Origin of the sequence: Naasia aerilata (genome assembly GCF_030296595.1) — a bacterium.
GTDB classification, from domain to species: Bacteria; Actinomycetota; Actinomycetes; order Actinomycetales; family Microbacteriaceae; genus Naasia; species Naasia aerilata.
Genome location: NZ_AP027731.1, coordinates 986,691 through 1,011,356 on the forward strand (window position 1 = coordinate 986,691; position 24,666 = coordinate 1,011,356).

Annotated in this window: 22 protein-coding genes, 3 tRNA genes and 5 pseudogenes; 10 read left to right on the forward strand and 20 right to left on the reverse strand. The window is 72.3% G+C overall.

Features of this window, described 5'->3' with window-relative positions; genetic code table 11:
• Positions 1–18: 18 nt before the first annotated feature.
• On the reverse strand, positions 19–582 hold the full coding sequence (gene hpt / locus QUE51_RS05355; protein WP_286278585.1) for a hypoxanthine phosphoribosyltransferase: 564 nt from the start codon (positions 580–582) through the stop codon (positions 19–21).
• A pseudogene (tilS, locus tag QUE51_RS05360) lies at positions 569–1,644 on the reverse strand (tRNA lysidine(34) synthetase TilS). Before tilS ends, hpt begins: the two are co-directional and overlap by 14 nt.
• 67 nt (positions 1,645–1,711) lie before the next feature.
• On the opposite strand from tilS, the gene QUE51_RS05365 reads away from it, so the two are divergent.
• Positions 1,712–2,212, forward strand: coding sequence for an inorganic diphosphatase (locus QUE51_RS05365; RefSeq protein ID WP_286278586.1), 501 nt, complete (start codon positions 1,712–1,714; stop codon positions 2,210–2,212).
• Positions 2,213–2,360: 148 nt separating this feature from the next.
• Here the strand turns inward: QUE51_RS05365 and QUE51_RS05370 are convergent, their stop codons facing one another.
• Complete coding sequence (locus QUE51_RS05370) at positions 2,361–3,632, reverse strand: NlpC/P60 family protein (RefSeq protein WP_286278587.1); 1,272 nt, start codon at positions 3,630–3,632, stop codon at positions 2,361–2,363.
• A 37-nt stretch (positions 3,633–3,669) separates the two neighbouring features.
• Positions 3,670–4,869, reverse strand: coding sequence for a peptidoglycan DD-metalloendopeptidase family protein (locus QUE51_RS05375; RefSeq protein WP_286278588.1), 1,200 nt, complete (start codon positions 4,867–4,869; stop codon positions 3,670–3,672).
• A 224-nt stretch (positions 4,870–5,093) separates the two neighbouring features.
• Here QUE51_RS05375 and QUE51_RS05380 point away from each other — a divergent pair.
• The 3 genes from QUE51_RS05380 to QUE51_RS05390 all read left to right on the forward strand — a co-directional run bounded on the left by QUE51_RS05380 (position 5,094) and on the right by QUE51_RS05390 (position 5,393).
• Positions 5,094–5,166 (forward strand) — tRNA-Glu (locus tag QUE51_RS05380).
• Positions 5,167–5,197: 31 nt separating this feature from the next.
• Positions 5,198–5,271: transfer RNA gene (locus QUE51_RS05385), tRNA-Asp, on the forward strand.
• A gap of 49 nt (positions 5,272–5,320) precedes the next feature.
• Positions 5,321–5,393, forward strand: a tRNA-Phe gene (locus QUE51_RS05390).
• 90 nt (positions 5,394–5,483) lie between these two features.
• Here QUE51_RS05390 and QUE51_RS05395 read toward each other — a convergent pair.
• The 4 genes from QUE51_RS05395 to QUE51_RS05410 all read right to left on the reverse strand — a co-directional run bounded on the left by QUE51_RS05395 (position 5,484) and on the right by QUE51_RS05410 (position 8,121).
• Positions 5,484–6,068, reverse strand: a complete 585-nt coding sequence (locus tag QUE51_RS05395) for a dihydrofolate reductase family protein (RefSeq protein ID WP_286278590.1) — start codon at positions 6,066–6,068, stop codon at positions 5,484–5,486.
• Between the two features lie 84 nt (positions 6,069–6,152).
• Positions 6,153–7,388, reverse strand: coding sequence for an NAD(P)/FAD-dependent oxidoreductase (locus QUE51_RS05400; protein WP_286278591.1), 1,236 nt, complete (start codon positions 7,386–7,388; stop codon positions 6,153–6,155).
• Between the two features lie 8 nt (positions 7,389–7,396).
• Complete coding sequence (locus QUE51_RS05405; protein ID WP_286278592.1) at positions 7,397–7,585, reverse strand: ferredoxin; 189 nt, start codon at positions 7,583–7,585, stop codon at positions 7,397–7,399.
• An 86-nt stretch (positions 7,586–7,671) separates the two neighbouring features.
• Positions 7,672–8,121 (reverse strand): VOC family protein, encoded by a 450-nt coding sequence (locus QUE51_RS05410; RefSeq protein WP_286278593.1) that lies wholly within the window; start codon positions 8,119–8,121, stop codon positions 7,672–7,674.
• A 110-nt stretch (positions 8,122–8,231) separates the two neighbouring features.
• Here QUE51_RS05410 and QUE51_RS05415 point away from each other — a divergent pair, with 110 nt between their 5' ends.
• The gene (locus QUE51_RS05415; protein WP_286278594.1) at positions 8,232–9,083 is read left to right on the forward strand and encodes a zinc-ribbon domain-containing protein; all 852 of its coding nucleotides are present in this window, start codon (positions 8,232–8,234) and stop codon (positions 9,081–9,083) included.
• 12 nt (positions 9,084–9,095) lie between these two features.
• Here QUE51_RS05415 and QUE51_RS05420 read toward each other — a convergent pair whose 3' ends face one another.
• The 3 genes from QUE51_RS05420 to QUE51_RS05430 all read right to left on the reverse strand — a co-directional run bounded on the left by QUE51_RS05420 (position 9,096) and on the right by QUE51_RS05430 (position 10,565).
• Positions 9,096–9,701, reverse strand: coding sequence for a GIY-YIG nuclease family protein (locus tag QUE51_RS05420; protein WP_286278595.1), 606 nt, complete (start codon positions 9,699–9,701; stop codon positions 9,096–9,098).
• 91 nt (positions 9,702–9,792) lie between these two features.
• Entirely contained in the window at positions 9,793–10,245 is a 453-nt protein-coding gene (locus tag QUE51_RS05425) for a DUF488 domain-containing protein (RefSeq protein ID WP_286278596.1), read from the reverse strand.
• Positions 10,246–10,247: 2 nt separating this feature from the next.
• On the reverse strand, positions 10,248–10,565 hold the full coding sequence (locus QUE51_RS05430; RefSeq protein ID WP_286278597.1) for a hypothetical protein: 318 nt from the start codon (positions 10,563–10,565) through the stop codon (positions 10,248–10,250).
• Between the two features lie 200 nt (positions 10,566–10,765).
• Here QUE51_RS05430 and QUE51_RS05435 point away from each other — a divergent pair, with 200 nt between their 5' ends.
• The 5 genes and pseudogenes from QUE51_RS05435 (at position 10,766) to QUE51_RS05455 (ending at position 15,066) form a co-directional block, all read left to right on the forward strand.
• The gene (locus QUE51_RS05435; protein WP_286278598.1) at positions 10,766–10,954 is read left to right on the forward strand and encodes a helix-turn-helix domain-containing protein; all 189 of its coding nucleotides are present in this window, start codon (positions 10,766–10,768) and stop codon (positions 10,952–10,954) included.
• Positions 10,955–11,075: 121 nt separating this feature from the next.
• On the forward strand, positions 11,076–13,472 hold the full coding sequence (locus QUE51_RS05440) for an ATP-binding protein (protein ID WP_286279264.1): 2,397 nt from the start codon (positions 11,076–11,078) through the stop codon (positions 13,470–13,472).
• 366 nt (positions 13,473–13,838) lie between these two features.
• Positions 13,839–13,997: a hypothetical protein gene (locus QUE51_RS05445; RefSeq protein WP_286278599.1), complete on the forward strand. Its 159-nt coding sequence runs from the start codon at positions 13,839–13,841 to the stop codon at positions 13,995–13,997.
• Positions 13,998–14,075: 78 nt separating this feature from the next.
• Positions 14,076–14,614, forward strand: a pseudogene (locus QUE51_RS05450) (SDR family NAD(P)-dependent oxidoreductase); the annotation flags it as partial.
• A gap of 5 nt (positions 14,615–14,619) precedes the next feature.
• Positions 14,620–15,066, forward strand: a complete 447-nt coding sequence (locus QUE51_RS05455) for a hypothetical protein (RefSeq protein ID WP_286278600.1) — start codon at positions 14,620–14,622, stop codon at positions 15,064–15,066.
• 159 nt (positions 15,067–15,225) lie between these two features.
• On the opposite strand, the gene epsC is transcribed toward QUE51_RS05455, so the two are convergent.
• The 9 genes and pseudogenes from epsC to recQ form a co-directional block, all read right to left on the reverse strand.
• Complete coding sequence (gene epsC, locus QUE51_RS05460) at positions 15,226–15,759, reverse strand: serine O-acetyltransferase EpsC (RefSeq protein ID WP_286278601.1); 534 nt, start codon at positions 15,757–15,759, stop codon at positions 15,226–15,228.
• A gap of 1 nt (position 15,760) precedes the next feature.
• Positions 15,761–16,696, reverse strand: coding sequence for a cysteine synthase A (gene cysK / locus QUE51_RS05465; RefSeq protein ID WP_286278602.1), 936 nt, complete (start codon positions 16,694–16,696; stop codon positions 15,761–15,763).
• Between the two features lie 10 nt (positions 16,697–16,706).
• A complete protein-coding gene (locus QUE51_RS05470; RefSeq protein ID WP_286278603.1) occupies positions 16,707–17,276 on the reverse strand; it encodes an HdeD family acid-resistance protein in 570 nt (189 codons plus the stop codon).
• Positions 17,277–17,388: 112 nt separating this feature from the next.
• A pseudogene (gene pip / locus QUE51_RS05475) lies at positions 17,389–18,344 on the reverse strand (prolyl aminopeptidase).
• A gap of 1 nt (position 18,345) precedes the next feature.
• A pseudogene (locus tag QUE51_RS05480) lies at positions 18,346–19,273 on the reverse strand (cation diffusion facilitator family transporter).
• Between the two features lie 21 nt (positions 19,274–19,294).
• Complete coding sequence (gene ypfJ / locus QUE51_RS05485) at positions 19,295–20,170, reverse strand: KPN_02809 family neutral zinc metallopeptidase (RefSeq protein WP_286278604.1); 876 nt, start codon at positions 20,168–20,170, stop codon at positions 19,295–19,297.
• A gap of 104 nt (positions 20,171–20,274) precedes the next feature.
• Positions 20,275–21,816 (reverse strand): ATP-dependent DNA ligase, encoded by a 1,542-nt coding sequence (locus tag QUE51_RS05490; protein ID WP_286278605.1) that lies wholly within the window; start codon positions 21,814–21,816, stop codon positions 20,275–20,277.
• Between the two features lie 169 nt (positions 21,817–21,985).
• A complete protein-coding gene (locus tag QUE51_RS05495) occupies positions 21,986–22,534 on the reverse strand; it encodes a GNAT family N-acetyltransferase (RefSeq protein WP_286278606.1) in 549 nt (182 codons plus the stop codon).
• 282 nt (positions 22,535–22,816) lie between these two features.
• Positions 22,817–24,662, reverse strand: a pseudogene (gene recQ, locus QUE51_RS05500) (DNA helicase RecQ).
• Between the last annotated feature and the right edge of the window lie 4 nt (positions 24,663–24,666).

Below are 24,666 nucleotides of genomic sequence, written 5' to 3' on the forward strand. Positions count from 1 at the left end.
AGGGCCCGCACGCGCCCCCTATTGGGAGGGGGTGGAGTACACGTGAGGGGCGAGGACGCCCACGCCGCGGAGATTCCGGTACCTCTCGGCGTAGTCCAGGCCGTAGCCGACGACGAACTCGTTGGGGATGTCGAAGCCGATGTAGCGGGGGTCGACGCGCATCTTCATGGCATCCGGCTTGCGCAGGAGCGCGGCGACCTCGACGGATGCCGGACCCCGGGAGCGGAGGTTGTCGAGGAGCCAGGAGAGGGTCAGCCCCGAGTCGATGATGTCCTCGACGATGAGGACGTGCCGGTCGTGCAGGTCGCTGTCGAGGTCCTTCAGGATGCGGACGACGCCGGAGGACTTCGTGCCGGAGCCGTAGGAGCTCACCGCCATCCAGTCCATCTCGATCGGCAGGGTCAGCTCGCGCGCGAGGTCGGCCATGACCATGACGGCGCCGCGGAGGACGCCGACCAGCAGCAGATCCTCGCCCGCGTAGTCGCGCTCGATCTCGCGGCACATCTCCGCGATCCGCCCCCGGATCTGCTCCTCGGTGAGGAGGAGCCGGACCAGGTCGTTCTCGACGTCAGCGGGGATCATCGGACGGCGTTCCTCCAGAGTCGTGGGGCGGGGAGTCGGCTTCGAGCGCGGACGCGGCGGCGGTTCCCCCGCCCGGTGCGGCCGAGAAGCGCAGCAGGCCCTCCCGGCGCTCCACTGTAACGCCGGGCAGGTCGACGCCTCCCTGCCCGTGCCAGTCGCTGACGAGCCGGGCGACCGCCACCGTCTGCGCGCGGGTCGGGGTCACGCCGAACTCCCCCTCGACCGCGAGGCGGATCACGCGGTGGCGGAGGGCCGGCGGGTTCGACTCGAGAGCGGCGACCGGGAGGGCGATGCCCGCCTCCGAGTGCTCGGCGATCTCCTCGACCCACTCCTCCGCCAGGGCGTCGAGCGCGGCGGCGTCCTCGCGCAGCTGATCGGCCGTCCGCGCCAGGGCGTCCGCGACGCCCGGGCCCAGTTCGCGCTCGAGCAGAGGCAGGATCGTCCGGCGGACGCGGACGCGCAGATATCGCTCGTCGGTGTTGTGCGGGTCATGCCAGGGTTCGAGCCCCAGGTCCGCGCACGCCGCCTCGGTCGTCGCGCGCGGGACGCCGAGCAGCGGCCGGAGGTACGGGGGCGCATCGGCGCGCATGCCGGCGAGGGAATCGGGGCCCGAGCCGCGGGCGAGCCCGAGCAGCACGGTCTCCGCCTGATCGCTGCGGGTGTGCGCCAGCAGGACGCGGACCGCGCCGGTCTCCTCGAGTGCGGCCTGAAGCGCCCCGTGGCGCGCAGCACGGGCGGCCGCCTCAGGTCCGCCTCCCCGTCCACCCGCACCGGTCGGACCTGCACCGGGTCCAGGCCGAGCGCCCGCGCGGCCTCGGCGGCGGCCGCGGCGACCTGCGCCGAGCCCTCCTGAAGGCCGTGGTCGACGACGACCGCGCCGGCCCGGAAGCCCGCGCGCGGCGCCTCGAACGCGGTCGCGGCGGCGAGGGCGAGAGAGTCCGCTCCGCCGCTCAGTGCGACGAGCAGCAGCCGGTCCTCGCCGGGCCCCAGCGGTCCGAGGGCGGCGCGGACTGCGCGGCGGGTGTCGGCGACGGCCGGCGTCAGGCGGGGCCGGGAGGGCATCCACTAACGTTATTGCGTCCCGCGGGGCCCCGCCCGCCGTCATCCAGCACGAGGAGAGCCGACGCACATGGCCGACTACGACGTCGTCATCGAGATCCCCAAGGGGAGCCGGAACAAGTACGAGGTCGACCACGAGACCGGTCGGGTCTACCTCGACCGCGTGCTGTTCACGAACTTCGTGTACCCCGTCGACTACGGCTTCTTCGAGAACACCCTCGGCGGCGACGGCGACCCGCTGGACGCGCTCGTGCTGCTCGAGTACCCGCTGTTCCCGGGCGTCGGCGTGAAGGTGCGCCCCGTCGCCGTGCTCAAGATGAGCGACGAGGCCGGCATGGACGAGAAGATCCTCGCCGTCCCCTACAAGGACCCGCGCTGGTCGCACATCCAGGACCTGGACGACGTGCCGCAGCAGATCCGCAACGAGCTCGAGCACTTCTTCGCCCACTACAAGGACCTGGAGCCCGGCAAGTGGGTCAAGGTCGAGGGCTGGGACGGCCGCGAGGTCGCCGAGCAGCTCGTCGTCGAGGCAATCGCCCGGCTCGAGGACTCCGGGGAGCACGCCTCCTAGGGGCCTGTCCCTAAGGCGGAATTCGCGCGGATCAGGAAAACCGCCGCGACACTCCGCCGAAGATCCTGATCCGCGTGCGAAATGCGCCGGTCGTCCTGATCCGCGTGCAATCTCCTGATCCGCGCAAGCAGCGGAGCGGAGCTGGGGCTCAGGCGCTGGGGCGGGCCACGTAGTCGACGCGGTCGGTGTTGCGCACCGGGGTCTCGCGGACCGGGACGCCCTCCCGGGGCGCCTCGACCATCATGCCGCCGCCCGAGTAGATGGCGACGTGGTACATGTCGCCACCCCCGTCGGTGAAGAAGATGAGGTCACCGGCCTGGCGCTCGGACCACGGAACGAGCCGGCCGTTGTTCGCCGCGTAGTTGTACTGGTTCGTCGCGGAGTGGGTGCCGATGTAGATGCCGGCGGCAGCATATGAGGCCTTCGTGAGGCCGGAGCAGTCCCACTGGTCGGGACCGTAGCCGTTGAGCACGTACATGTCGCCGAGCTGGGCGCGGGCGAAGGCGAGCGCCGTGCTGACCGCGTTGGGCGAGGGGTCGGGCGTGCCGCCGGACGGCGCGGCCGGAGCGGCCGGAGCCGCGGGTGCCGCCGGTGCCGGCGTCGCAGGAGCCGCGGGGGCGGCCGGTGCCGTGCCTCCCGAGGGTGCCGAGCCGCCGGACGACGCACCGGAGGCGGAGCCGCCGGTGGACCTGGTCTGCGTCGCCGCAGCGGTCTGCTCCCGGCGGTACGCCGCCTCGGCCTCGGCTGTGGTGTTCTTGAGCGTGGCGAGCTGGGCGAAGAGCTGCGCCTGGCGGGTCTGCTGGTCCGCGAGGGCGGACTGCGCCTGGCCGGCGGCCTCGTTCGCGGTGGCGAGAGCCTTCTGTGCGTCCCCGGCGAGCTTCTGCCGCTCGGTCTTCGCCGACTCCGCCTGCCCCTTGAGCGACTCCGCGAGGTTGCTGTCCGCCATCGCAGCGGAGTAGATGCCCTGGGACTGCTCGGTGAGCTTGCCCATGGCGCTCAGCTGGTCGAGGAGTCCGCTGGTGTCGCCGCCGAGCGCGAGGCTGAGATTCACGTCGCCGCCCGCCGCCCGCGCGAGGTGGGCCGCGAGCAGTCCGGCACGCATCTTGGAGACCTTGGCGCGCTCCTTCGCCGCAGCCGCGCTCTTGGCCAGCTCAGCCTCGCGAGCCGTCGCAGCGTCCACGGCATCCTGCAGGACGTGGTACTTCTCGGCCGCGATCTGCTGCTGCTTGCCGGCTTCCGCGGCGGCGTTCTCGAGCCCGGTGAGCAGCCCGTTGAGGGCGTCGATCTCCGCCTGGGCGGAGGCCTGGCTGCGCTGAGCGTCCTGCACCTCGTCCCAGGTCGGGTAGTCCGGGCTCGCCGTGGCCGCATTGACGCCGACGGACGCCGTGACGGCGCCGATGGCGACGGCCGATAAGGCCATCTCGGGCCGATACTTGCGGCCGAGGCGGCGGCGCCGCTCAGCCAAGCTCGGCTCCGCGATCCCGCATGAAAGGCTCCGCATCGATCGCGCTGCCGTTGATGCGCACCTCGAAGTGCAGGTGGCAGCCGGTGGAGGCGCCGGTGGAGCCGACGGAGGCGATGTTCTGGCCCGCGTCCACCCAGTCGCCGACGCCGACGAAGATGCCGCCGCTGCGGATGTGCGCGTAGCCCGTGCTCACGCCGCTGCCGTGGTCGATGAGGACGAAGTTGCCGTACGTGCCGTTGGGGCCGGCGTAGGTGACCGTGCCCCCAGTCGCCGCATAGATGTCCGACGAGCAGCTGGCCCCGATGTCGGTGCCGCGGTGGAAGGCGTTCGCCCCTGCCGGCTGGCCGGGCCGATACCCGTAGGTGTCGGTGATGCGTCCGTAGGCGGGCACCGCCCAGCCCTGGTCGCTCAGCTGTCCCCAGTCGCCCGAGCTTCCCGAGCCGGCGGCGGCTGCGGCGGCAGCGGCCTCGGCCGCCTTGCGCTTGGCCTCGACGCCCGCCTGGTACTCCGCCGTCGTCTTCGCGGTGACGTCCTTGAGTGCCTCGAGCTGCTGCTCGAGCATGATGTTCGTGGCCTGCTGGTCGGCGAGGACCTGCTGGGCGGCGTCGGAGGCGGCGATCGCCTCCTGCATCTTCTTCTCGGCCTCGACGCGGAGCTTCTCCCGCTCATCCCGGGCGACGGCGGCCTGGTCGGTGAGGGACTGCGCGGTGTTCTTCGCCGCGAGCGCGGCCGCGTAGACGCCCTCGTTGATCTGGGTGAGCTTGCTGGCCTGGCCGAGGCGGGCGAGGAGCTGGTCCGCCCCGCCGCTGTTCTCGAGGAACAGGTTGGCGCTGAGCTCGGCGCCTCCGCCGGAGCGGTAGAGCTGCGCGGCGAGAAGGCCGGCGCGGGCGTTCGCGTGGTCCGCGCTCGCCTGGCTCGCGTCGGCCTGCTGCTGCAGCGACGTCGCCTTGAAGTCGGCCGCGTCGAACGCGTCCTGGGCAACCTGGTACTCGGCGCCGCGCTGGTCCGCGACCGCCTGCGCAGCCTCGACCTGCTTCTGCTGCTCAGCGATGAGGCCTTCGATGCGCACGATCTCGGCCTGCTTGGCCGTCTCGTTGTTCTTGGCGTTCTGGACGTCGTCCCAGCTGGGATAGTCGACGGCCCACGCAGGGGAGGTCGTCCCGACCAGAACCGCAGCGACGACGAGAGCCACTGCCCCCAGTCGACGCACATGAGCACGCACGCGCACGCCGATCACCCCCAGGTGTCAGTAAACCCTCAAGTGCGAGTTGACCGTAACTCCCCGTTCGTGGGGGTCCCCGCCCGCCTCGCCGCGCAACCCCCAATCGCCGGGACGCCCGGCGTGCCGTCGTCGAGTTGGCTCCCCCTTCCCCGTGCCCTATGCTTGACCGTCGTTGAGTTCCTCATAGAGATCTCGGCCCCATCGTTTAGCGGCCTAGGACGTCGCCCTTTCACGGCGATAACACGGGTTCGAATCCCGTTGGGGTCACGTTCCTCTAGACTGGGACTCACACAAGCAAGGCCCTGTAGCGCAGCTGGTTAGCGTGCCGCCCTGTCACGGCGGAGGTCGCGGGTTCAAGTCCCGTCAGGGTCGCGGAAGCGGCGGAAGCCGCCTCGAAGGGGCCGGTTCAGTCCGGCCCTTCGGCTCTGTAGCTCAGTTGGTAGAGCGCACGACTGAAAATCGTGAGGTCACGGGATCGACGCCCGTCGGAGCCACTCTCGAAGCCCCGGTTCGCCGGGGCTTTCGTCGTTCCCGGGTATGATCGGGCTCCGGGTGAAGGCGCAGCCAGGTCGGCACGTGCCCGGTCAGCTCGGACGGCGCACCCGGTAGCGCAGGTGCAGAACCCGGTCGCCCTGGACGATCTCCGCGTCTTCGAGCAGGTGCTGGGCGTCGAGGGACCCGAAGTAGCGCTTGCCGGACCCCAGCACCACAGGGACGACATCCATCCGCACCTCGTCGATCAGGCCCGCGGCGAGCGCCTGGCCGCCGACCTCGCCGGCCGCGACCTCGACGATGCGGTCGCCCGCGAGCTCCTGAGCCTCCGCAACGGCCGCCTCGATTCCGTCGACGAAGGAGAACGGCGCCTCCGGGTTCCACCCGTCGGGCGCCGGGCGATGCGTCACGACGACCACGTGGTCGACTCCGCTCGGCGGGATCCCGTCCCAGCCGTCCGTCATGTCGAAGACGTGCCGGCCGGCGACTGTCACGCCGATCCGATCCCAGTAGGCCCGGACGTAGTCGTGGGACGCCTGCGACACCTTCAGCACGCCGCTGTCGTCCAGCGGAACGTCGCCGCCCGTCAGCCAGTCGAACAGAGGTCCGGGATCGTCGTTCTCGTCGGCGATGAAGCCGTCAACCGACACGGATGCATACAGAACGACGGTGCCCATGGGCGCTCCTCCGACTCGAGTTGCGCCCAAGTTAGCGCGCCGTGCACCTGCGCAGGGAGGACTCTGGGTCGGCCGCCGACGGGCTCAGTCCGTCTCGCCGATGGGGAGCTGCCCGTAGCGGGACACCTCGTCGCGGTGCCTCATCACCTCGGACCGCATGCCGATGCCGCAGACCCCGACCAGCTCGGCTCCGACGAAGTAGCCGTACACGCAGTCCTCCCCTCGGCGTCCCGCCAGCAGCTCCACCCGGTCGGCCAGCGCCGGCAGGCCGTAGGCCAGGAGGCGGATGTCGTACTGGTCGCTCCAGAAGGAGGGGATCGGGGCGAACCGCTCGGCGACCGCATCCGCCAGGCCCGGATCGCCGGCCAGCTGCAGCGCGAGCACCCGGCCCGCGCGCTTGGCCGTCTCGGTGGGGATGTTCCAGTGCTCGATCGACGCGGGAGTGTCCCCGTAGATGGCGTTCGGGAACCGGGCGACATCCCCGACGGCGAACACATCTGGCCAGGGACTGCCATCGACCCTGAGCACGCGCATCGCCGAGTCGGTGCGCAGTCCCAGGTCGGCGTCCACGTCGTTCCCGCTCAGCCACTCGGTGTTGTGCACCGAGCCGATCGCCTCGACGAGGACCTGGCAGGCGAGCTCCGACCCGTCCGCCAGCCGGACGCCCTCGACGAGGTCTCGGCCGATGACCTCGGCGACGTGCGTCCCCATGTGGAAGGAGACACCTCGCTGCTCGTGCCGCTCCATCAGGTCCTCCGCCAGCGCTTCCCCGAGCGGCCCCAGCATCGGAAGCCCCGAGGAGCCCACCACGGTCACCTCGCACCCGAGCTGGCGCGCCGTCGCGGCCACTTCGCAGCCGACAAAACCCGAGCCGGCGATCACCACCCGCGTGCCCGGCGTCAGGGCCGCGCTGAGCTCGCCGGCATCGTCGAGGGTGCGCAGCGCGAACGCACCGGCCAGCGCCGCCGTGCGCGGGAAGAGCCGCTTGGGACGGAGCCCCGTCGCCACGACCAGGGCCCGATAGCCGACCTCCTCGCCGTCCGCGGTGCGGACCCGGCGGCGTTCGAGGTCCGCCGATCCGATCCGCGTTCCGAGCCGCCAGAGGACATCTGCGGTCGCGGCACGCTGCGGGAAGGCGACCGCCGCGTGAGTGACCTCGCCGCCCGCGAGGACGTCCTTCGACAGAGGCGGCCGATTGTAGGGAGCGTGCGGCTCGTCGCCGAAGACCGTGACGGGGCCGGCGTACCCGGACCGGCGGAGGGCCTCGGCGGTGCGCAGCCCTCCGAGGGACGCCCCGACGATGACGACCGGATCGCTCACGCGGCCGCCTACCTCAGCGCGATGGCCTGCATGGGGCACACGTCGACCGCCGCCTCGACATTGTCGAGCTCCGAGTCGTCGGCCACGGGGACGTACTCCATCTCGTCCTTGGCGTTCAGAGAGAAGACGTTCGGAGCCGCGAGAACGCACTCTCCGAAGTTCTGGCACTGCGTCCGGTCCACTTCGATCTTCACCATGGCAGAACCTCCGTCGAATCGATCGCCACCCCGATCGTGCCAGATGGTCCGGCGAAGGTCCTGGACGGCCCCTCGGCGGCGACCGTTCAGCTCCGGGAGCCGTCGAGCTCCTGCGCGAGCTCGACGAGGATCCCCTCGGGCCCGCGGACGTAGCAGACGAGGTACACGCCCTCGTAGTCGACGATCTCGCGCACGAGGTCGTACCCCAGCTCCCTCACCGCCTCCACGGCGGCGCGCACGTCGTCCACCACCAGGGCGAAGTGGCGGAGGCCGGGGCGGGTGATGGCCGCGGCGCCCGCCTGCTCGCCGCCTGCGGGCTTCAGGAAGCGCGACACCTCGAGCCAGGTGTCGCCGCCCGGCATGCGGATGGGCACCATCTCCACGCTGGACCCGGGAACGCCGTTGACCCGGCCCACCCAGTCGCCGGCGACGGTCATCGGGGAGTCGGCCCGCAGCCCCAGAGCGACGAAGAAGGCGACGGCGGCCTCGAGGTCGGCGACGGTGATCCCGAGATGGTCGATGCGACGGACAGCCATGGCGCGATCGTAGAACCGCCGCGGGTCGTCCGGACAGCCGCACCCCGCACCCGGGTCGCGCGATGTCCGCCTCATCCGCCACTGTCAGGGGTGGGGCGTACCGTGCCGGTGTGGCCGAGCCGATCCGGGACTGGTGGGCGCGCCGCCAGTTCTCGCGCGGCGTGGACGTCCCGTACCCGATCGGCACCTACCGGGAGGCCTGGGCCCCGTTCCCGGTCCTCATCCAGCAGTACCACCCGGAGTTCAACGCGGGGATCACGCTGACCCAGATCCCGCCGGCGGCCGAGGTCCTGCTCCAGTGGCAGTGCGACTCCGGCCACATCTTCGTGGCGACGCCCGAGGAGCAGCGCAGCCGGCCCGGGCGCGAGCGTCGGCGCTCCTCCTGGTGCCCGGATTGCCTCGACGCCGCCCGGCCGAAGCCCATCCTGCCCGTCGGTGCATGGGCCGCCGCCGGTGTCCCGCTTCCCCGCCAGAAGGAGCGCACGCGCCCCGTCGTCGACCTGTGCGCCAAGACGCCGGACGTTCCCGTGGGCGAGCCGTTCGTCAGCACCTGTGCCCCCAAGCCGGCCTCGGCCGTGGAGGCGGAGTTGCGCGCCGAGCTCACTGCACTCCTCCTCTCTACGGAGGGCTTCAACGCCGTGCGGGTGCGGCGCCCCTTCTTCGACCACCTCGAGGTCTGGCCCGACATCCTGTTCCCGGAGCTGCGGATCGCCGTCGAGTACGACAGCACCGGGCGGCACGGGCTCGAGCACGTCGGGCGGCGCGAAGAGGCCGACCGGCGCAAGGACCGTGCGGCGAGAGCCGCGGGCTGGGAGGTCGTCCGGATCCGGACGGGCAAGCTGGAGAAGCTCGGACCGCACGACCTCCAGCTGGGCGCGCTCAATCCGCGCGCGTATGCGGCGATCGTGGACGAGTTCCGCGAGATCCGCGGCCCCCTCTTCGTGGACGCCTACCTGCGCTGAGCGCGCCACGGGCTACTGCTGGAGCGCCGTCGCCTCGCTGACCCAGCGGGCATAGAGCTCCCACGGATCGTGCACGCCGGCCGCCACCAGGTCGACGTGCCGCACCACTTCGGGCGACAGCCGGAACCACTCGCCGCCCACGCGGTCGGCGGCGAACTCGCCGTGGCGGCGCTGCTCGAGCGCGCGGCCCCCGCGCTCGAACGCCAGCAGCTCGTCGTGCCAGATGCGCCCGAAGCGCTGGCGCGGGTTCCCGGTGGTCCCGATCTTCACGCGGTCGGCGTACCGCAGGTAGTAGACCACGTCGACGCGCGGCCGCGGGAGCTCGTGGTCGAGCACCTCCCCCAGCCGCCATTCGCAGATCCCGCAGAGCCAGCCCGACGGATACCGGACGCCGACCCGGCTTCCGCAGGCGCGGCACGGGGTCGGCAGCAGGTCCGCGACTCCCTCGGACCGCAGAGCCCAGTCGCCGGCGACGGAGAGGTGGAGCTCGCAGAGCTCGAGCGGTGCGTCCGGAGCGACCGGGCGGGCACAATCCCGGATCGAGCAGCCGGGGTCGTCCGGCGCTCGCACCTTCGAGCTGAGCAGGAGCGAGCTGGAGGTGGGACGACGGCCGGACATGCGATGCTGCTCCCTCGTGGGTCAGGAGCAGGTCCGGCCACCTGCAGGTTCGATGGTATCGGCGCGGCCCGACACCGACACCGACCCCAAGCTAGGTGGCGGCGCCCGTCGGTCCCTCGAGGCGGGCACGCACCGCCCGCAGCACCTCGGCGCGGTGGCAGTGGTCCTCGCTCTGCTCGAAGCACAGCAGCGCGACCCGCTGCTCGGCGGCGAGCGCGGCGATCTCGCCGAGGGCCGCTGACGCCGGCTCCGTTCGCAGGAGGGCGCGGTAGCGGTCCCGTGCCTCCCTCCCTGCAGGAGTCTCAGGGGCGTCGGCGAAGCCGGCCCGGTTGTCCTTCGGGTTGCCGAGCGCGGGCAGATGGAGGTAGCCGATCCCGTGCTCGCGCAGGATGTCGGCCCACGCTCGCTTGCTGAACCCGGGCTTCCGGGACAGCGGGGTCAGCCGCACGTCGACGAGTGTGCCGACCCCGGAGTCGGCGAGCCAGCCCGCGAGCCCTGCGGCTGTCGCGCCCTGGTAGCCGACGCCGACGATTCCGGCCGTCATCGTCAGGGAAGGGGAGTGTCCAGGCGCGCTGCGCTCCGCCGCTCGCGCCCGGAGAGGTCGGCCGCGCGCACGGGCGACACGAGAGTCCAATGCTGACCGACCGGGCAGCGCTGCAGTCGCCACCAGCCGAGGCGGATCGACTTCACCGAGATGCCGGGAATCCACCAGGTCGTGAAGAGGTGGCCCGAGCGACACCGGACCACCGTCCTGCCACCGACCGAGTAGCCGAGGCTGCGCGCCACCAGGGTCCCGACGAGCAGGACGACCGCGCTGGCCACCGTCGACCGGCGTGCCCGGCGTCCGAACTTCTGCATCTTCATGGCCGTCCTCCTCGTGCGCCGACGGGAGCAGTATGCCCCCGCGTCGTCGTGCGCAGGGTGGCCGAGGTCCCTCGACAGTCCCGCACCCCCGTCGATAGTGTGCCGGTCGTGGATTCCGCGGGAGGCATGGACTGCCGGATCCGCCTGCTCGGCGAGGTGGCCGTCTTCCTGCACGGCGACCGGCTCCCCTGCCCGGCGGGGTGACCACGGCGCTCCTCGCGCGGCTCGCGCTTTCCCCGGGCGAGCTGGTGCGCACCGAGGCTCTAATCCGCGAACTGTGGAGCGAGCCGACCCCGGCCGCCGTGAACACGCTGCGCTCCCGGGTCTCGGTGCTTCGCGCCGGACCCCTCCGGACCGTCCTGCACGCGGAGCGGGCGGGTACCGACTGACCGTCGACCCGGCCGACGTCGACCTCGTCCGCCTTCGCACGCTGCTCAGCGTCCCGGGAAGCAGCGACGAGGAGGACCGGGAGCGCCTCGAGGAGGCCGAGCAGCTCTGGGGGCGCCCGCACTGCCGGAGCTCGACGACTTCGCATTCGTGGCGCCCGCCCGCCGGGAGCTGACCGAGCGGATCGTCGCGGGAGCCGAGCGCCTGGCGGTCCTTCGGACGCGGGCGGGAGATCCCGCTGCGGCGGTCGGCGGGCTCGAGGCACTCGTCCGCCAGCATCCGCTGCGCGAGGGGCTCGCTGTCGCGCTCGCCCGAGCACTGCACGAGCTCGGCCGTCAGGCCGACGCGCTCGCCGCGTTGGACGCGCTGGAGTCCGCCCTGCAGAGCGGCCCGGGGATCGACGTGTCCGCCGCTGTCCGGGAGGTCCGCACCTCCATCGTGCGGAGGGCGGCCCTGCCGGAGAGCGGAGGCACCGAGGTCGAGCGGCACGGCGTCCCCGTCCCGCTCACGCGGCTGGTCGGCCGGACGGAGGAGCTCGTCGCGATCGCACAGGCCCGGAGTGCATCGCGACTGGTCACCCTGACCGGGCCGGGCGGCGTCGGCAAGAGCCGCCTCGCCGTCGAGACCGCTCGCAACTCCGGCACTGCGCCGCAGAGCGTGCAATGGATGTTCGCGCTGGCCGACGTGCGGCCGGGAACCGTCCTCGAGACCGTCGCAGCCGTGTTGGGCTCCCCCACCGCGACGCCCGCCGGCATTGCGCGCCGCCTCGGCGACCGCCCCGCGCTGCTCCTCCTCGACAACGCCGAGCACGTCCTCGAGGAGGTGCGAGAGCTGGCGATCGCGCTGCTCGGGGAGAGCCCGGGCATCGCGATCCTCGCCACCAGCCGCGAGCCGCTCGGCGTTCCGGGTGAGCGTGTCGTGCGCATCGCGCCGTGGGCCGACGGGGCGCTCGACTCCGCTGTGGAGCTGCTCATCGACCGCGTGCGCGACGTCGATCCCGCGCGGCCGTGGACCGCCGAGACCCGGGAGGTCGCCCGGCGCCTGTGCGAGCGCGTGGACGGGCTGCCGCTCGGGATCGAGCTCATCGCGGCGATGGCCGACGTCTACGACCTCCCGGAGCTCCTCGAGGCCATCGACTCCCACCAGGACCTGACGGCACCGCGCGTAGCACCCGCGCGGCATGCGAGTCTCACCTCGGTCCTCGACTGGAGCTTCCGCCTCCTCGACGCGGAGGAGCAGCGCCTGCTGGCACAGCTGAGCGGGTTCGCCGGCCCGTTTCCCCTGGACGCCGTGGAGGGGATCTGCGTCGGGTCCGACGTCCGCCGGCTCACCGAGGAGCTGGCCAGGAAATCGCTGGTCGCGGTCGCGGCGAGCGCGGACGGCACCCGGCGTTACCGTCTGCTCGAATCCGTCCGGCGCTTCGCCGCCGCCGAGCTCTCCCCTGCGGACCGCGAGGCCTGGGAGGCGCGACACGAGGCCTGGCACATCGACCTCGTGGAGCGCACGTGGCCCCTGCTGCGATCGCATGACGCACCCGGGGGTCACGCGCGGCTCTCCGCCAGCCGCGCGGACATCCTCGCCGTCCTCGACCGCATCCTGGCGCGTCGCGACGCGCGGGCGGCGGTGCAGCTCACGGGCGGCATCGCCTGGCACCTCGCCCGCCGCGGCCTGCTGCTGGACGGCCGCCGGTACGTGGAGTCGGCCCTCGAGCTGCCGGGCCCTGTCCCCCCGATCGAGCTGGCCAGGGCCTGCGCCGGCGTCGCCTACATCGGCTACGGGCTGGGCGATCGGGAGGGGAGCCTCCGCCACCTACGGCACGGGCAGGAGGCGGCCGCCGCCTCGGGCGATCCGAGCTGGATCGCGCTGTTCGAGGCGTACGACCACTACTGGGTGAGCCTGTTCGGCGACGTCTCCTCGCTCGCCGCCGTCGCCGACCCACCGCCGCTCGACCCTGGCATCGAGCCGTGGGTGCGCGCGGACGTCCTCCTCCTGCGCGGTGCGGTGCTCACCGCACTCGGCCGGCACACCGACGCGCTCGCCCGACTCGACGAGGCACGGCACGCCGCCGCCGAGATCGGGCACAACTGGGCCGAGGTCACGGCCATCTACTTCTCGTCCAAGACGCTCCTCGACATGCGCAGGGGAGCGGAGGCCGCGAGAGCGGCCCGGGCCGGCCTGGAGCTGACGCTGCCCGGCCGGGTCAACTCGGTCACCTCGCCGCTGCTGCACCTCTACGTGCTGGCCGCGGCATCCGCCCTGCTGGAGCGCCATCGGGAGGGCGCCATCCTCTACGGGGCGATCGACCGGCACGCACGTCCCTACGGGTTCGACCTCATGCGGGTCGAGGGCGCGGAGGGTCAGCGGCGGCGAGACCTCGTCGCGCGAGGCCTCACGCCGGCCGAGTGGGACGAGGCGTACCGGCAGGGCGGCGAGCTCGACTACGACCAGATGGTGCGCCTCGCCCTCGCCCTCGCCGAGCCGCGCCGGGCGGTGCGGCCCGTCCTGCTCGGCACCGCCTGACCGCACCCCAGTGCGGCGGTAACGCCGTTGCGCGGATCAGGAAATCGGCCCCGACACGCCGCCGAAGCTCCTGAGCGGCGTGTGAAACCGGCCGAGGGTCCTGATCCGCGTGAAATCTCCTGATCCGCGCAAGAGGGAGGGACCGAACCGGAAATCGGGCTCGGAGTCGGCCGGATCGCCGCGCGTCAGGCCGGCTCGGCTGGTTCTCCCGGTGTAACAGGCATGCTTCGTGGGCGTGTCGCAACGCCGAGATCGGGTTGCGAGGGCCCAGCCTCCTCTCAATCGTCCAGGCCCTCCGAGAGGAACCACCTTGAGCAACGAGCCCACCGTCCCCCGGCACGCACCACCGTTCTGCCGGCCCAGCCCGTGTACTGCGGGCAGGTCGACCTCACCGCGGGGTCGTACGCCGTATGGGTCGAGTTCGTCTGGAGCTCGGAACGTGAGGAGTGGATCGTGACGCCCCGACTGCGCCGCGGACCGACCCTCGACGAGGAGCTGGCCTCCCTCACCGACGCCGCCGAGTAGCGCAAGCCCCTACCCGTCCGCGCGGGGTCGGGCGAGCCTGAGTCCGAGGCCTCTCCGAGGCCGGGATCAGGAGGAGCGATGTCGCGCAGCCAGCGGGTGGCCGTCATCACCGGCGCATCGAGCGGAATCGGTCGCGCCACCGCGCTGCGATTCGCCGACGCGGGCTGGTCGGTCGTGCTCGCGAGCCGCCGGGGTCCCGCGCTCACCGAGCTGGCGGAGGAGTGCACCGCGAGGGGCGGCCGCGCGACCGCGGTCCCGACCGACGTCACGGTGCATGCCGAGGTCCAGGCCCTCGCCGATGCCGCCGTCGCCGCCTATGGCCGCATCGACGTGTGGGTCAACAACGCGGCGGTCTCGGTCTTCGCCCCTTCCTCGAGATGCCGCTCGACGACTTCCGGCGGGTGCTCGATGTCAACATCCTCGGCTACGTCTACGGCGCCCGCGCAGCTCTCGAGGTCATGACGGAGCAGGGACGCGGCACCCTCCTCAACGTCGCCTCGATCGTCGGGGAGGTACCGCAGCCCTACACCGCGCCCTATGGCATGTCGAAGGCGGCCGTCCGCGCGCTGAGCATCAGCCTCCGCTCCGAGATGTGGCTGCAGGGCCGCAAGCGGATCAAGGTGTGCACGGTGCTGCCCGCGACGATCGACACCCCTTCTTCCGGCACTCCGCCAACTACACCGGCCGTCAGGTGGTGGCGATGCCGCCCGTGTACCCCGCCGACAAGGTCGCCCGGGCCATCGTCGCTCTCGCGGACGCCCCCAAGGACGAGGTCGTGGTGGGCGGCGTCGGCAAAGCGATGGTCAAGCAGCACCGGGTCTCGCCCGGCACCGTCGAGGCGCAGATGGCGGTGCAGGTGGAGAAGACCCACCTCTCCCGGCACACGCCGGCCGAGGACACGACCGCGGCGATCTACGAGCCGTTTGAGGACGCGTCCGATCCGGAGGTCGGCGGCGGCTGGGAGGGCGGCAAGCGCACGAACCGCCGGAAGGCGGCCGGCGTCGCCGGGGTCGTCGGCGCCGCGGCGCTCGCGTTCGCGGCCATCCGGGGCCGCACGTCGAAGGGCTGAGCGTCCCGTCCTGCAGGCGCTGACCGAGTCAAGGAGAAGCGGGCCTTCGGCGGCCGGCGGATGCGCTTCTGGGCGCCTCGGGGGCCGGTTCTCCTTGATTTGGTCAGGGGGCCGGGAATTCGGTCAGGAGGCGCGGGATCCGGTCGGGTGCCGCAGAGGTCAGCCCCGGGCGATGTCCGCGTCGGCGCGGCGGGGACGCACGACTGCGGGCACTCCGACGAGGAGGGAGTGCGGCGGGGCGTCGTGCAGGACCACCGCGCCCGCGCCGATGAGGGTGTCCGAGCCGATGACGACCGGCCCGAGGAGCGTGGCTCCCGCGCCGATCACCACCCGGTCGCCGACTGTCGGATGGCGCTTCTCGTGGCGGAGGCTCGTGCCGCCCAGGGTGACCCCGTGGTACATCAGCACGTCGTCGCCGACCTCCGCGGTCTCGCCGATGACGACGCCCATGCCGTGGTCGATGAACAGCCGGCGGCCGATGCGGGCGCCGGGGTGGATCTCGATCCCGGTGAGGAAGCGGGCGAACTGGGACAGCATCCGCGCCGGCAGGCGGAGCCCCAGGCGCCAGAGCCGCGAGCTGACCCGGTGCGCCCAGAGGGCGTGCAGGCCGGGGTAGAGCAGGCCGACCTCGGCCCGGCTGCGGGCCGCCGGGTCGCGCGCCATCGCGCTTGAGATGTCTTCGCGGACGCCCAACTCAGTCGGCGAGGTCCGCGTAGAGCACCGTCGAGAGGTACCGCTCGCCGTAGCTCGCCACGACGACCACGATGGTCTTCCCCGCGTTCTCGGGGCGCTTGGCGAGCTGGACAGCGGCGTGCACGGTGGCGCCCGAGGAGATGCCCGCGAGGATGCCCTCCTCGGCGGCGAGGCGGCGTGCCATCGCGACGGACTCCGTGATGTCCACGTCGATCACCTCGTCGTAGACGGTGCGGTCGAGAATCTCGGGAACGAAGTTCGCGCCGATCCCCTGGATCTTGTGCGGGCCGGGCTGGCCGCCGTTGAGGATCGGCGACTCCTTCGGCTCGACGGCGACGACCTGCAGCCCGGGCTTCTGCTCCTTGAGGAAGCCGCCCGCGCCGGTGATCGTGCCGCCCGTGCCGATGCCGGCGACGAAGATGTCCACGGCGCCTTCCGTGTCCTCCCACACCTCGGGGCCCGTCGTGGCGCGGTGCACGGCAGGGTTCGCCTCGTTCTCGAACTGGCGCGCACGGATGGCGCCCGGCGTGCTTGCGATGATCTCCTCGACCTTGTTCACCGCGCCGCGCATGCCCTCGGACCCGGGCGTGAGCACCAGCTCCGCACCATATGCACGGAGAAGCATGCGCCGCTCGATGCTCATGGTCTCCGGCATGGTGAGGATGACCTTGTAGCCCCGCGCCGCACCCACCATGGCGAGGGCGATACCGGTGTTGCCGCTCGTGGCCTCGACGATGGTGCCGCCGGGCTTCAGCTCACCGGAGGCCGCGGCGGCCTCGACGATGGCGACGCCGATGCGGTCCTTGACGCTCGCCGACGGGTTGTAGAACTCGAGCTTCGCGACCACGGTCGCCTCCGCGCCGTCGGTCACGCGGTTGAGGCGCACGAGCGGGGTCTTGCCGAAGGCCTCGGTGATGGAGGACAGGATGCGGGTCATGGAGTTCCTTTCAGGCCGTCTTGGCTCTGCGGGGGATCATCAGGAGGGTCGTGAGGCTCACGATGATGAGCAGGACCGCTCCGATGCTGACGAGTGCGGCGAGGCCCGCCGCGGGGAGCACGAACATCGCGACGCCGGCCGCGATCGAGACGATGCCGCTCACGAAGCCGAACCAGCGGGGGTGGATGGCGCCCCGCACGCCGGCGAGCAGGTCGACCAGCCCGTCCGCGATCCAGCCGAGGCCGATCACGATGGCGAGCACGACGAGTGAGCGGAACGGGTTCGACAGGCACAGGATGCCGGCGATGACGACGAGTGCGCCGAGCACCGCGTTGAGCCAGCGCAGCGGAACGGTGAGCTCGGCCGCGATGACGGCGGACATGATGCGGAAGATGCCGGTCGCGACGAGGAAGCTGCCGAAGAGGACGGCGACCGTGTACAGGGTCGCGCCGGGGAAGAGCAGACCGATGACGCCGAGCAGGAGACCCACCACCGCGACGGCGACGATCTGACCGCGGTGGATCCTGGCCATCCACGCCAGCGTGCCGACGGGACTCGAGGAGGTGGGGGTGCTGGTCATGGTGACCTTCTTCCTGCGGCGATGCGCGCTCCCAGTGTGGCAGGACCACCGGGCGCCCGCCGACTCGCGTCCCGGGGTTGCGATGGCGGCCACCCTGCCGCGTTGGTGCCGGTCAGCTGCTCGCGAAGCGGTCGGTCGCCTCGATCAGTGCGTCCAGGATGCCCGGCTCGTCGTACGCGTGGCCGGCGTCCGGGATCATCCGCAGCTCCGCCTCCGGCCACGCGCGGTGCAGGTCCCACGCGGTCGTCGGCGGCGTGCAGATGTCGTACCTGCCCTGCACGATGACTCCCGGGATGTCGCGGAGGAGACCGGCATCGCGGACGAGCTGCTCCTCCTCGAACCAGCCGCCGTGCACGAAGTAGTGGTTCTCGATGCGGGCGAAGGCCAGGGCGTACCGCGGCTCGGCGAAGGCGGCGACGACCTCGGGCCGCGGAAGCAGGGTGATGGTGGACGCCTCCCACGTCGACCAGGCGACCGCCGCGGGTCCGTGCACGAGCGGGTCGGGATCGCTGAGCAGGCGCGAGTACGCAGCGATGAGGTTGCCGCGCTCGGCCTCCGGCACCGGAGCCAGGAAGCCCTCCCAGAGGTCGGGGAACAGGGCAGCCGCCCCGCCTTCGTAGAACCAGTCCAGCTCCGACGCGCGCAGCGTGAAGATCCCGCGCAGCACGAGCTCCGTCACCCGGTCGGGATGCGTCTCCGCATACGCCAGCGCGAGCGAGCTGCCCCAGGAGCCGCCGAGCACGAGCCAGCGCTCGATCCCCAGGGCCTCCCGGACGCGCTCGATGTCCGCGACCAGGTGCCAGGTGGTGTTGGCGGAGAGGTCGCCCGACTCGCTCGCATGCGGGCGGCTCCGGCCGCAGCCGCGCTGATCGATGAGGATCACGCGGTAGCGCGCCGGGTCGAAGAGCCGACGGTGGTCGGGCGAGGATCCCCACCCGGTCCGCCGTGCAGGAACACGGCGGGCTTGCCGTCCGGGTTGCCGACCGCCTCCCAGTAGACCTGCTGGCCATCCCCCACGTCGAGCCAGCCGCTGTCGTACGGCTCGACGGGCGGGTAGAGCGTGCGCACCTCAGGACACCGAGGCGTCGGCCGGCTGGTAGACCGCGGGCTCCAGGTAGATGACGCGGGCGACCGGCACCGCGGCGCGCACGCGCGCCTCCACGGCGTCGATCCGCTCCGAGATGTCGGCCAGCGGCACCTCGGGGGCCATCGACACCTTCGCGGCGACGAGCAGCTCGTCGGGACCGAGGTAGAGCGTCTTCGCGTGGATGATGCGGTCGACCTCGGGGCCGTCGGTGATCGCCGCCGTGATCTTCGCGACGTCGGCGGAGGTCGCCCCCTCGCCCACCAGCAGGCTGCTGGTCTCCATGCCGAGCACGACCGCAACCGCGATGAGGAGCAGGCCGATGGCGATGGTGCCGAGCCCGTCCCAGAGGGCGTCGCCGGTGATCCAGGTCAAGCCGACGCCGAGGAGGGCGAGCACGAGGCCGACGAGCGCCGCGACGTCCTCGAGCAGCACGACGGGAAGCTCCGGCGCCTTCGCACGCCGGATGAACTGGACCCAGGACTGGTCGCCCCGCGAGTGGTTCGACTCCTTCACGGCGGTGCGGAGGAGAACGACTCGAGGCCGATGGCGACGACGAGTACCAGGACAGGCAGCCAGGGGATCTCGAGCGGCTCCGGGTGGCTCAGCTTCTCGACGCCCTCGTAGAGGAGAAGATGCCGCCGACCGAGAACAGGATGATCGCGACGACGAACGCGTAGACGTACCTGCTGCGTCCGTAGCCGAACGGGTGTTCCGCGGTGGGGGCCCGGCGCGAGCGGCGCCCGCCGAGCAGCAGGAGCAGCTGGTTGGCCGAGTCGGCCAGCGAGTGCACGCCCTCAGCGAGCATCGACGCGGACCCCGAGAAGAAGGCGGCGATGAACTTGGTCGCGGCGATGCCGAGGTTCGCGGCAAGCGCGGCGATGATGGCGCGGGTTCCTCCGGAGGCACTCATGAGTTCATTGTGGCGGACGCGTCACGGGGTCGCGGGCGAGAACGTGTCGCAGCCCTCGGGACCGTTCTGGTATCCGCTGAGGAACCACTGCTGCCGCTTCTCGCTGGAGCCATGCGTCCAGGTCTCGGAGTGCGCGTCCGTCCCCTGGATCCGGTCGTCGCCCACGGCCGATGCGGCGCTCAGCGCGTCAGCGATCTGCGCATCGGTGATGGGCTCGAGGAACGGGGTGCCCGAGGCATCCTCGGTCCGGGAGGCGGCCGCCGCCCAGGCGCCCGCGTAGCAGTCCGCCTGCAGCTCCACGCGGACGCTGCCCGACGACGGCCCGGTCTCGCCGCTCTGCGACGCCTGAAGTGCCCCGGTGAGGTTCTGGATGTGGTGACCCCACTCGTGCGCGACGACGTAGAGCTGCGCCAGCGGTCCACCGCTCGCCCCGTACTTGTTCGTGAGGTCGTCGTAGAAGCCGGTGTCGAGGTACACGGTCGTGTCCGGAGGGCAGTAGAAGGGTCCGACGGCGGACGTGGCCGCGCCGCATCCGGTGTCCTGCTGCCCGGTGAACAGGATGAAGTCCGGAGTGAAGTAGTTGTCGATGCCGAGGGACGGGGCCTCCGCGGCCCAGTAGTCGTCGAGCGCCGTGGCCGCGCCGACCATGCGGCAGTCGATGGAGGCGTTCGCATCCTGTCCGGTGTCGCACTGCTCGAGCGACTGGTCCTCTGAGGGAGCAGGCCCGGTGCCGCCTCCGCCGCCCGCGATCCCGCTGAGATCGACGCCCAGGAGCTGCGAGATGAGGAAGATGGCGATCGCCCCCACGCCGCCGCCCACGCCGATGCCCGCCGCGGTCCTCCCCCGGCTGCGCTTCACCTTGTTGGGGTCGAGGCGCGCGTTGTCGTTGAACGTCATGCCTCGACCGTAGCGGCGGCTCCCGAACCGAGAGCGAGGGGTTGACGGATCCTCGGATCGGCGTCCGGCGAGGAGGCCCGACTCAGTGGCGCACGAGGCCCGGGTCAGTCCCCGGCCGGGGCGGCGAGGGCGCGGACGGTGTCGATCGTGTCCGCCTCCGCCGCGGTCTTGTCCTCGCGGTAGCGCAGCACGCGGGCGAACCGCAGGGCGAGGCCGCCGGGGTACCGGCTCGAGCGCTGCAGTCCGTCGAACGCGATCTCGACCACCTGCTCGGGCCGCAGCCGCACCGTCCACCCGTCGTCCTCGACCGCCAGCTCACCGAACCTCGCGGTCTGCCAGGCCAGCATCTCGTCGGTCATGCCTTTGAAGGTCTTGCCGAGCATCACGAATCCCCCGTCGGGGTCCCGTGCGCCCAGGTGGATGTTGGAGAGGAGGCCGCGCCGACGCCCGGACCCGCGCTCGACAGCCAGGACGACGAGATCGAGCGTGTGCCGCGGCTTGACCTTGACCCACGCGGATCCGCGACGCCCCGCCTCGTAGCCGGCGGCCGTGTCCTTGACGACGACCCCCTCCTGGCCGGCGGCGACCCACCCCGCGAAGGCCGCCTCGGCGACGGCCACGTCTGCGGTGACCACGCGTTCGACGACGGAGCCGGGCGCGATCCGATCGAGCACGGCGAGGCGCTCGGTCAGCGGCGCGTCGAGGAGGTCGGTTCCGTCGACGTGCAGCACATCGAAGAAGAAGGGAGTCAGGCCGACGGCCGCGGCCACCTCGGCGTCGCTGGTGGCGCTGCGCGCGGCGGTCTCCTGGAACGGCCGCGGACGGCCCGAGGCGTCCAGGGCGATGGCCTCGCCGTCGAGCACGGCCGCCTGCACGGGCATCCGCCGAACGACCTCCACCAGGTCGGGGACGCGGTCGGTGATGTCGTCGAGGCTGCGGGTGTACACGCGGACGTCGTCCCCCGAGCGGTGGACCTGGATGCGGATGCCGTCGAGCTTGGCGTCCACGGCCACCTCGCGGCCCTCGAAGCCGGCGAGCGCGGCGGCGACATCGGGGGCGGAGGCGGCGAGCATGGGACGGACGGGGCGACCGACGGCGAGGCCGAACCCCTCCAGCGCCGCCAGCGCCGCCTCGGGCGATCCGGCCAGCAGCGCCGCCTCCGCCACCGGCTCGGTGGCGCCCGCCAGCATGGCGGCGCGGCGCACCGCGGCCGCCGGGATCCCCGCCGCCTCCGCGACCGCGTCCAGCAGCAGCGAGTCCAGCGCGCCCTGGCGCAGCTCGCCTGCGACGAGACCGCGCAGCAGGTTCTGCTCCTCTGCGGTCGCTGCGGCGAAGAGCTCGGCGGCGATGGCCGTTCTGGCTCCCGCGGACCCGGGACCCGCGAGGCCCGCCATGCGCTCGAAGGCGGCATCCACGGCGAGCACCTCGAGCGACGCCTCGGCCGCCGGAGACGGCATGCCTGAGAGCGACCGCCAGCCCAGGCCGGTCCGCCGCTGACGGAGCTCGCCCGCCAGGTACCGGGCGACGACCGGCACCTCCTCGGGCGCGGTGCGCAGCAGGAGGGCCGCGAGCAGGCGCCGCTTCGCGATCCGCGAGCTCGTGGCGGCGAGCGAGGTCGAGGTCGCGGCGACGTCGGCGAGCTTCATGTGCCCATCCTGCCCGGCCCCACCGTCACCCGTACGATCACGGTCACCGTCGCGGGCCCTCACGGCGCACGGTCGGATCTCTCCCTCAGCAGGCACTTTCCGGCATCAGCAGGCCGGAAACCCCGAATCCGGCCTGCCCGGGACGGATTCTGCCTGCTGAGGGAGGGGGCTAAGCCATCCAGGCGGGTGTCCGGGAGAGCCGGTAGAGAACGTGGCGCCGGAGCGGATGCCCCTCCTGGAGCGAGGGGTGGTCGAAGTCGTCGGCGGCATCGTGGGTCATCGCGAGGCGGCGCATCACCGCCCGCGAGCGCTCGTTGCCCTCGGCGGTGAAGGAGACGATCTGGTCCAGACCGAGGTCCTCGAAGCCGTACCGGAGGGCGGCCCTCGCCGCCTCCGTTGCGTAGCCGAAGCCCCACGCGCGGCGGTCGAGCCGCCAGCCCACCTCGACCGCCGGAGTGAAATGCGCGGAGAAGGCCGGTCGTGCCAGACCGGTGAACCCCACGAAGCCCGGATGTGGGCCGTCGACGACCTCGACGGCCCACAGGCCCCACCCGTTCTCCGTCAGGTGCTGCCGGGCGCGATCGGCGAGTGCATCACTCGCCTCCCGGCCCAACGGCGCGGGGAAGTGCCGCATCACCTCGGGGTCGGCGTTCAGCGCGGCGAAGAGCGGCAGGTCGTCGTCCCGCCACTGGCGGAGCAGGAGCCGGTTGGTGCGCATTCGTCGAGTCTGCCCTCGCTCCGCCCGGTTCTCGTCAGAGGGGTGTCTTCAGCAGGACTCCGTGCGCTGAGCAGGATCCCGCGCCGACTCCGGTCCTGCTCAAGAGACGGTGTCCTGCTCGAGTTCCAGGAGGGTGGGCGACGGTCCCCGTGCGACGACCGGACCCGCGGGTGGACAACTGGAGGGGTCGGATCGGGCATTGCGGGCCGAAGCGGCGGCCCGGGATGCCCGAATCGGCCCGTCGACGCTCGGGGCACTCCGCGCACCCGCCGGCCACCGCGGTCAGGCTGCGGCGAGCACCTCGAGGAGCGCTTCGCCGTAGCGGTCGAGCTTTGCCTGACCGACGCCCGTGACCGTGGCGAGCTCGGACAGCGACGACGGCTTCCGCGTGGCAAGCTCGCGCAGCGTCGCATCGTTGAAGACGACGTAGGCGGGCACGGCCTGCTCGCGGGCGGCGCCGGCCCGCCACTCGCGGAGGCGCTCGAACAGCGGCATCGCGTCGGCAGGCAGGTCGGCGACGGCGCGCTTGCCCGCGCTGCGGGATCGCTCCGCCCGCTCGGGATCCTTGCGGAGCCGCACCTGCCGCTCGCCCGAGAGCACGCTCGCGCTGCCGGGCGTCAGGACGAGGGTGCCGTAGCCGTCCTCGGTCACCCCGATGAGGTTCTGCGCCAGCATCTGGCGGAGCACGCCGCGCCACTGCTGCTCGGCCAGGTCGGCGCCGATGCCCCAGGTCGCCAGGTTCTCGTGGCTGTGCTGCTTGGTGCGCGGGGTCTCCTTGCCGCGCAGGATGTCGATGATCTGGCCGCCGCCGAAGCGCTGGCTGCGCTCCCGCTGAAGGCGGACCACGGTGGACAGCAGCTTCTGCGCGGCGATGGTGCCGTCCCACGTCTCGGGCTTCACGAGGCACGTGTCGCAGTTGCCGCAGGCCTCCGCGCCCTCCTGGCCGAAGTAGGCGAGCAGGCGCGAGCGGCGGCAGTCGACGGTCTCGCAGAGGGCGAGCATGGCGTCCAGGTTCGCGGCGAGGCGCCGGCGGTGCGCCGCGTCCCCTCGGACGTGTCGATCATCCGCCGCTGCTGCACGACGTCCTGCAGTCCGTAGGCGAGCCAGGCGGTGGCCGGCAGGCCGTCGCGGCCGGCACGCCCGGTCTCCTGGTAGTACCCCTCGACCGACTTCGGCAGGTCGATGTGCGCGACGAACCGCACGTCGGGCTTGTCGATGCCCATGCCGAACGCGATGGTGGCGACCATCACGATTCCATCCTCGCGGAGGAACCGCTGCTGGTTGGCGGCGCGCACCCGGGCGTCGAGGCCCGCGTGGTAGGGAAGCGCCGTGATTCCGGACGCGGCGAGGAACTCCGCCGTCTGGTCGACGCTCGCGCGCGACAGCGCGTAGACGATGCCGGCGTCACCGGGGTGCTCGGTGCGGAGGAAGTCGAGCAGCTGCTTGCGCGGCTCGGCCTTCGGGACGATCCGGTACTGGATGTTCGGGCGGTCGAAGCTCGACACGTACGACTGCGCGTCCTCGAGCCGCAGCCGCGAGATGAGCTCGCGGTGGGTCGCCTGGGTGGCGGTGGCCGTGAGGGCCAGGCGGGGCACCTGAGGCCACCGCTCCCCCAGGTCGCCGAGCGTCAGGTAGTCGGGACGGAAGTCGTGCCCCCACTGGGCGACGCAGTGGGCCTCGTCGATGGCCAGCACGGACAGGCCGCCGCGCGCCTCCACGTTGTCGAGCAGGCGCCGGGTGGACTCGAGCGCAAGGCGCTCCGGCGCCACGTAGAGCACGTCCACCGCACCCTCGAGCAGAGCCGACTCGACGCGCGAGCGCTCCCCGAGTCCTGGGTGGAGTTGAGGAACTCGGCACGGGCGCCGACCGCGCGGAGCGCATCGACCTGGTCCTGCATGAGGGCGATGAGGGGCGAGACGACCACCCCGGTGCCGCGTCGCGCGAGGGCGGGCACCTGGTAGCAGAGCGACTTGCCGCCGCCCGTCGGCATGAGGACGACCGCGTCCCCGCCCGCCGTGACGTGCTCGATGATGGCTGCCTGATCGCCGCGGAACTGGTCGTACCCGAAGACCGAGCGGAGGATCTCGAGCGGCTCGCGGGCGAGGACGGCGTCGGGCATGCGGGCCATGCTA

Excerpts from the sequence above, each read along its gene's own strand:
- cysK (WP_286278602.1), bottom strand. The coding sequence starts at position 16,696 with ATGACCCGCATCCTGTCCTCCATCACCGAGGCCTTCGGCAAGACCCCG.
- QUE51_RS05370 (WP_286278587.1), bottom strand. The coding sequence starts at position 3,632 with ATGGCCTTATCGGCCGTCGCCATCGGCGCCGTCACGGCGTCCGTCGGC.
- QUE51_RS05410 (WP_286278593.1), bottom strand. The coding sequence starts at position 8,121 with ATGGCTGTCCGTCGCATCGACCATCTCGGGATCACCGTCGCCGACCTC.
- QUE51_RS05365 (WP_286278586.1), top strand. The coding sequence starts at position 1,712 with ATGGCCGACTACGACGTCGTCATCGAGATCCCCAAGGGGAGCCGGAAC.
- QUE51_RS05430 (WP_286278597.1), bottom strand. The coding sequence starts at position 10,565 with ATGAAGATGCAGAAGTTCGGACGCCGGGCACGCCGGTCGACGGTGGCC.
- QUE51_RS05395 (WP_286278590.1), bottom strand. The coding sequence starts at position 6,068 with ATGGGCACCGTCGTTCTGTATGCATCCGTGTCGGTTGACGGCTTCATC.
- QUE51_RS05470 (WP_286278603.1), bottom strand. The coding sequence starts at position 17,276 with ATGACCAGCACCCCCACCTCCTCGAGTCCCGTCGGCACGCTGGCGTGG.
- QUE51_RS05405 (WP_286278592.1), bottom strand. The coding sequence starts at position 7,585 with ATGGTGAAGATCGAAGTGGACCGGACGCAGTGCCAGAACTTCGGAGAG.
- QUE51_RS05425 (WP_286278596.1), bottom strand. The coding sequence starts at position 10,245 with ATGACGGCCGGAATCGTCGGCGTCGGCTACCAGGGCGCGACAGCCGCA.
- QUE51_RS05495 (WP_286278606.1), bottom strand. The coding sequence starts at position 22,534 with ATGCGCACCAACCGGCTCCTGCTCCGCCAGTGGCGGGACGACGACCTG.
- hpt (WP_286278585.1), bottom strand. The coding sequence starts at position 582 with ATGATCCCCGCTGACGTCGAGAACGACCTGGTCCGGCTCCTCCTCACC.
- ypfJ (WP_286278604.1), bottom strand. The coding sequence starts at position 20,170 with ATGACGTTCAACGACAACGCGCGCCTCGACCCCAACAAGGTGAAGCGC.
- QUE51_RS05490 (WP_286278605.1), bottom strand. The coding sequence starts at position 21,816 with ATGAAGCTCGCCGACGTCGCCGCGACCTCGACCTCGCTCGCCGCCACG.
- QUE51_RS05420 (WP_286278595.1), bottom strand. The coding sequence starts at position 9,701 with ATGTCCGGCCGTCGTCCCACCTCCAGCTCGCTCCTGCTCAGCTCGAAG.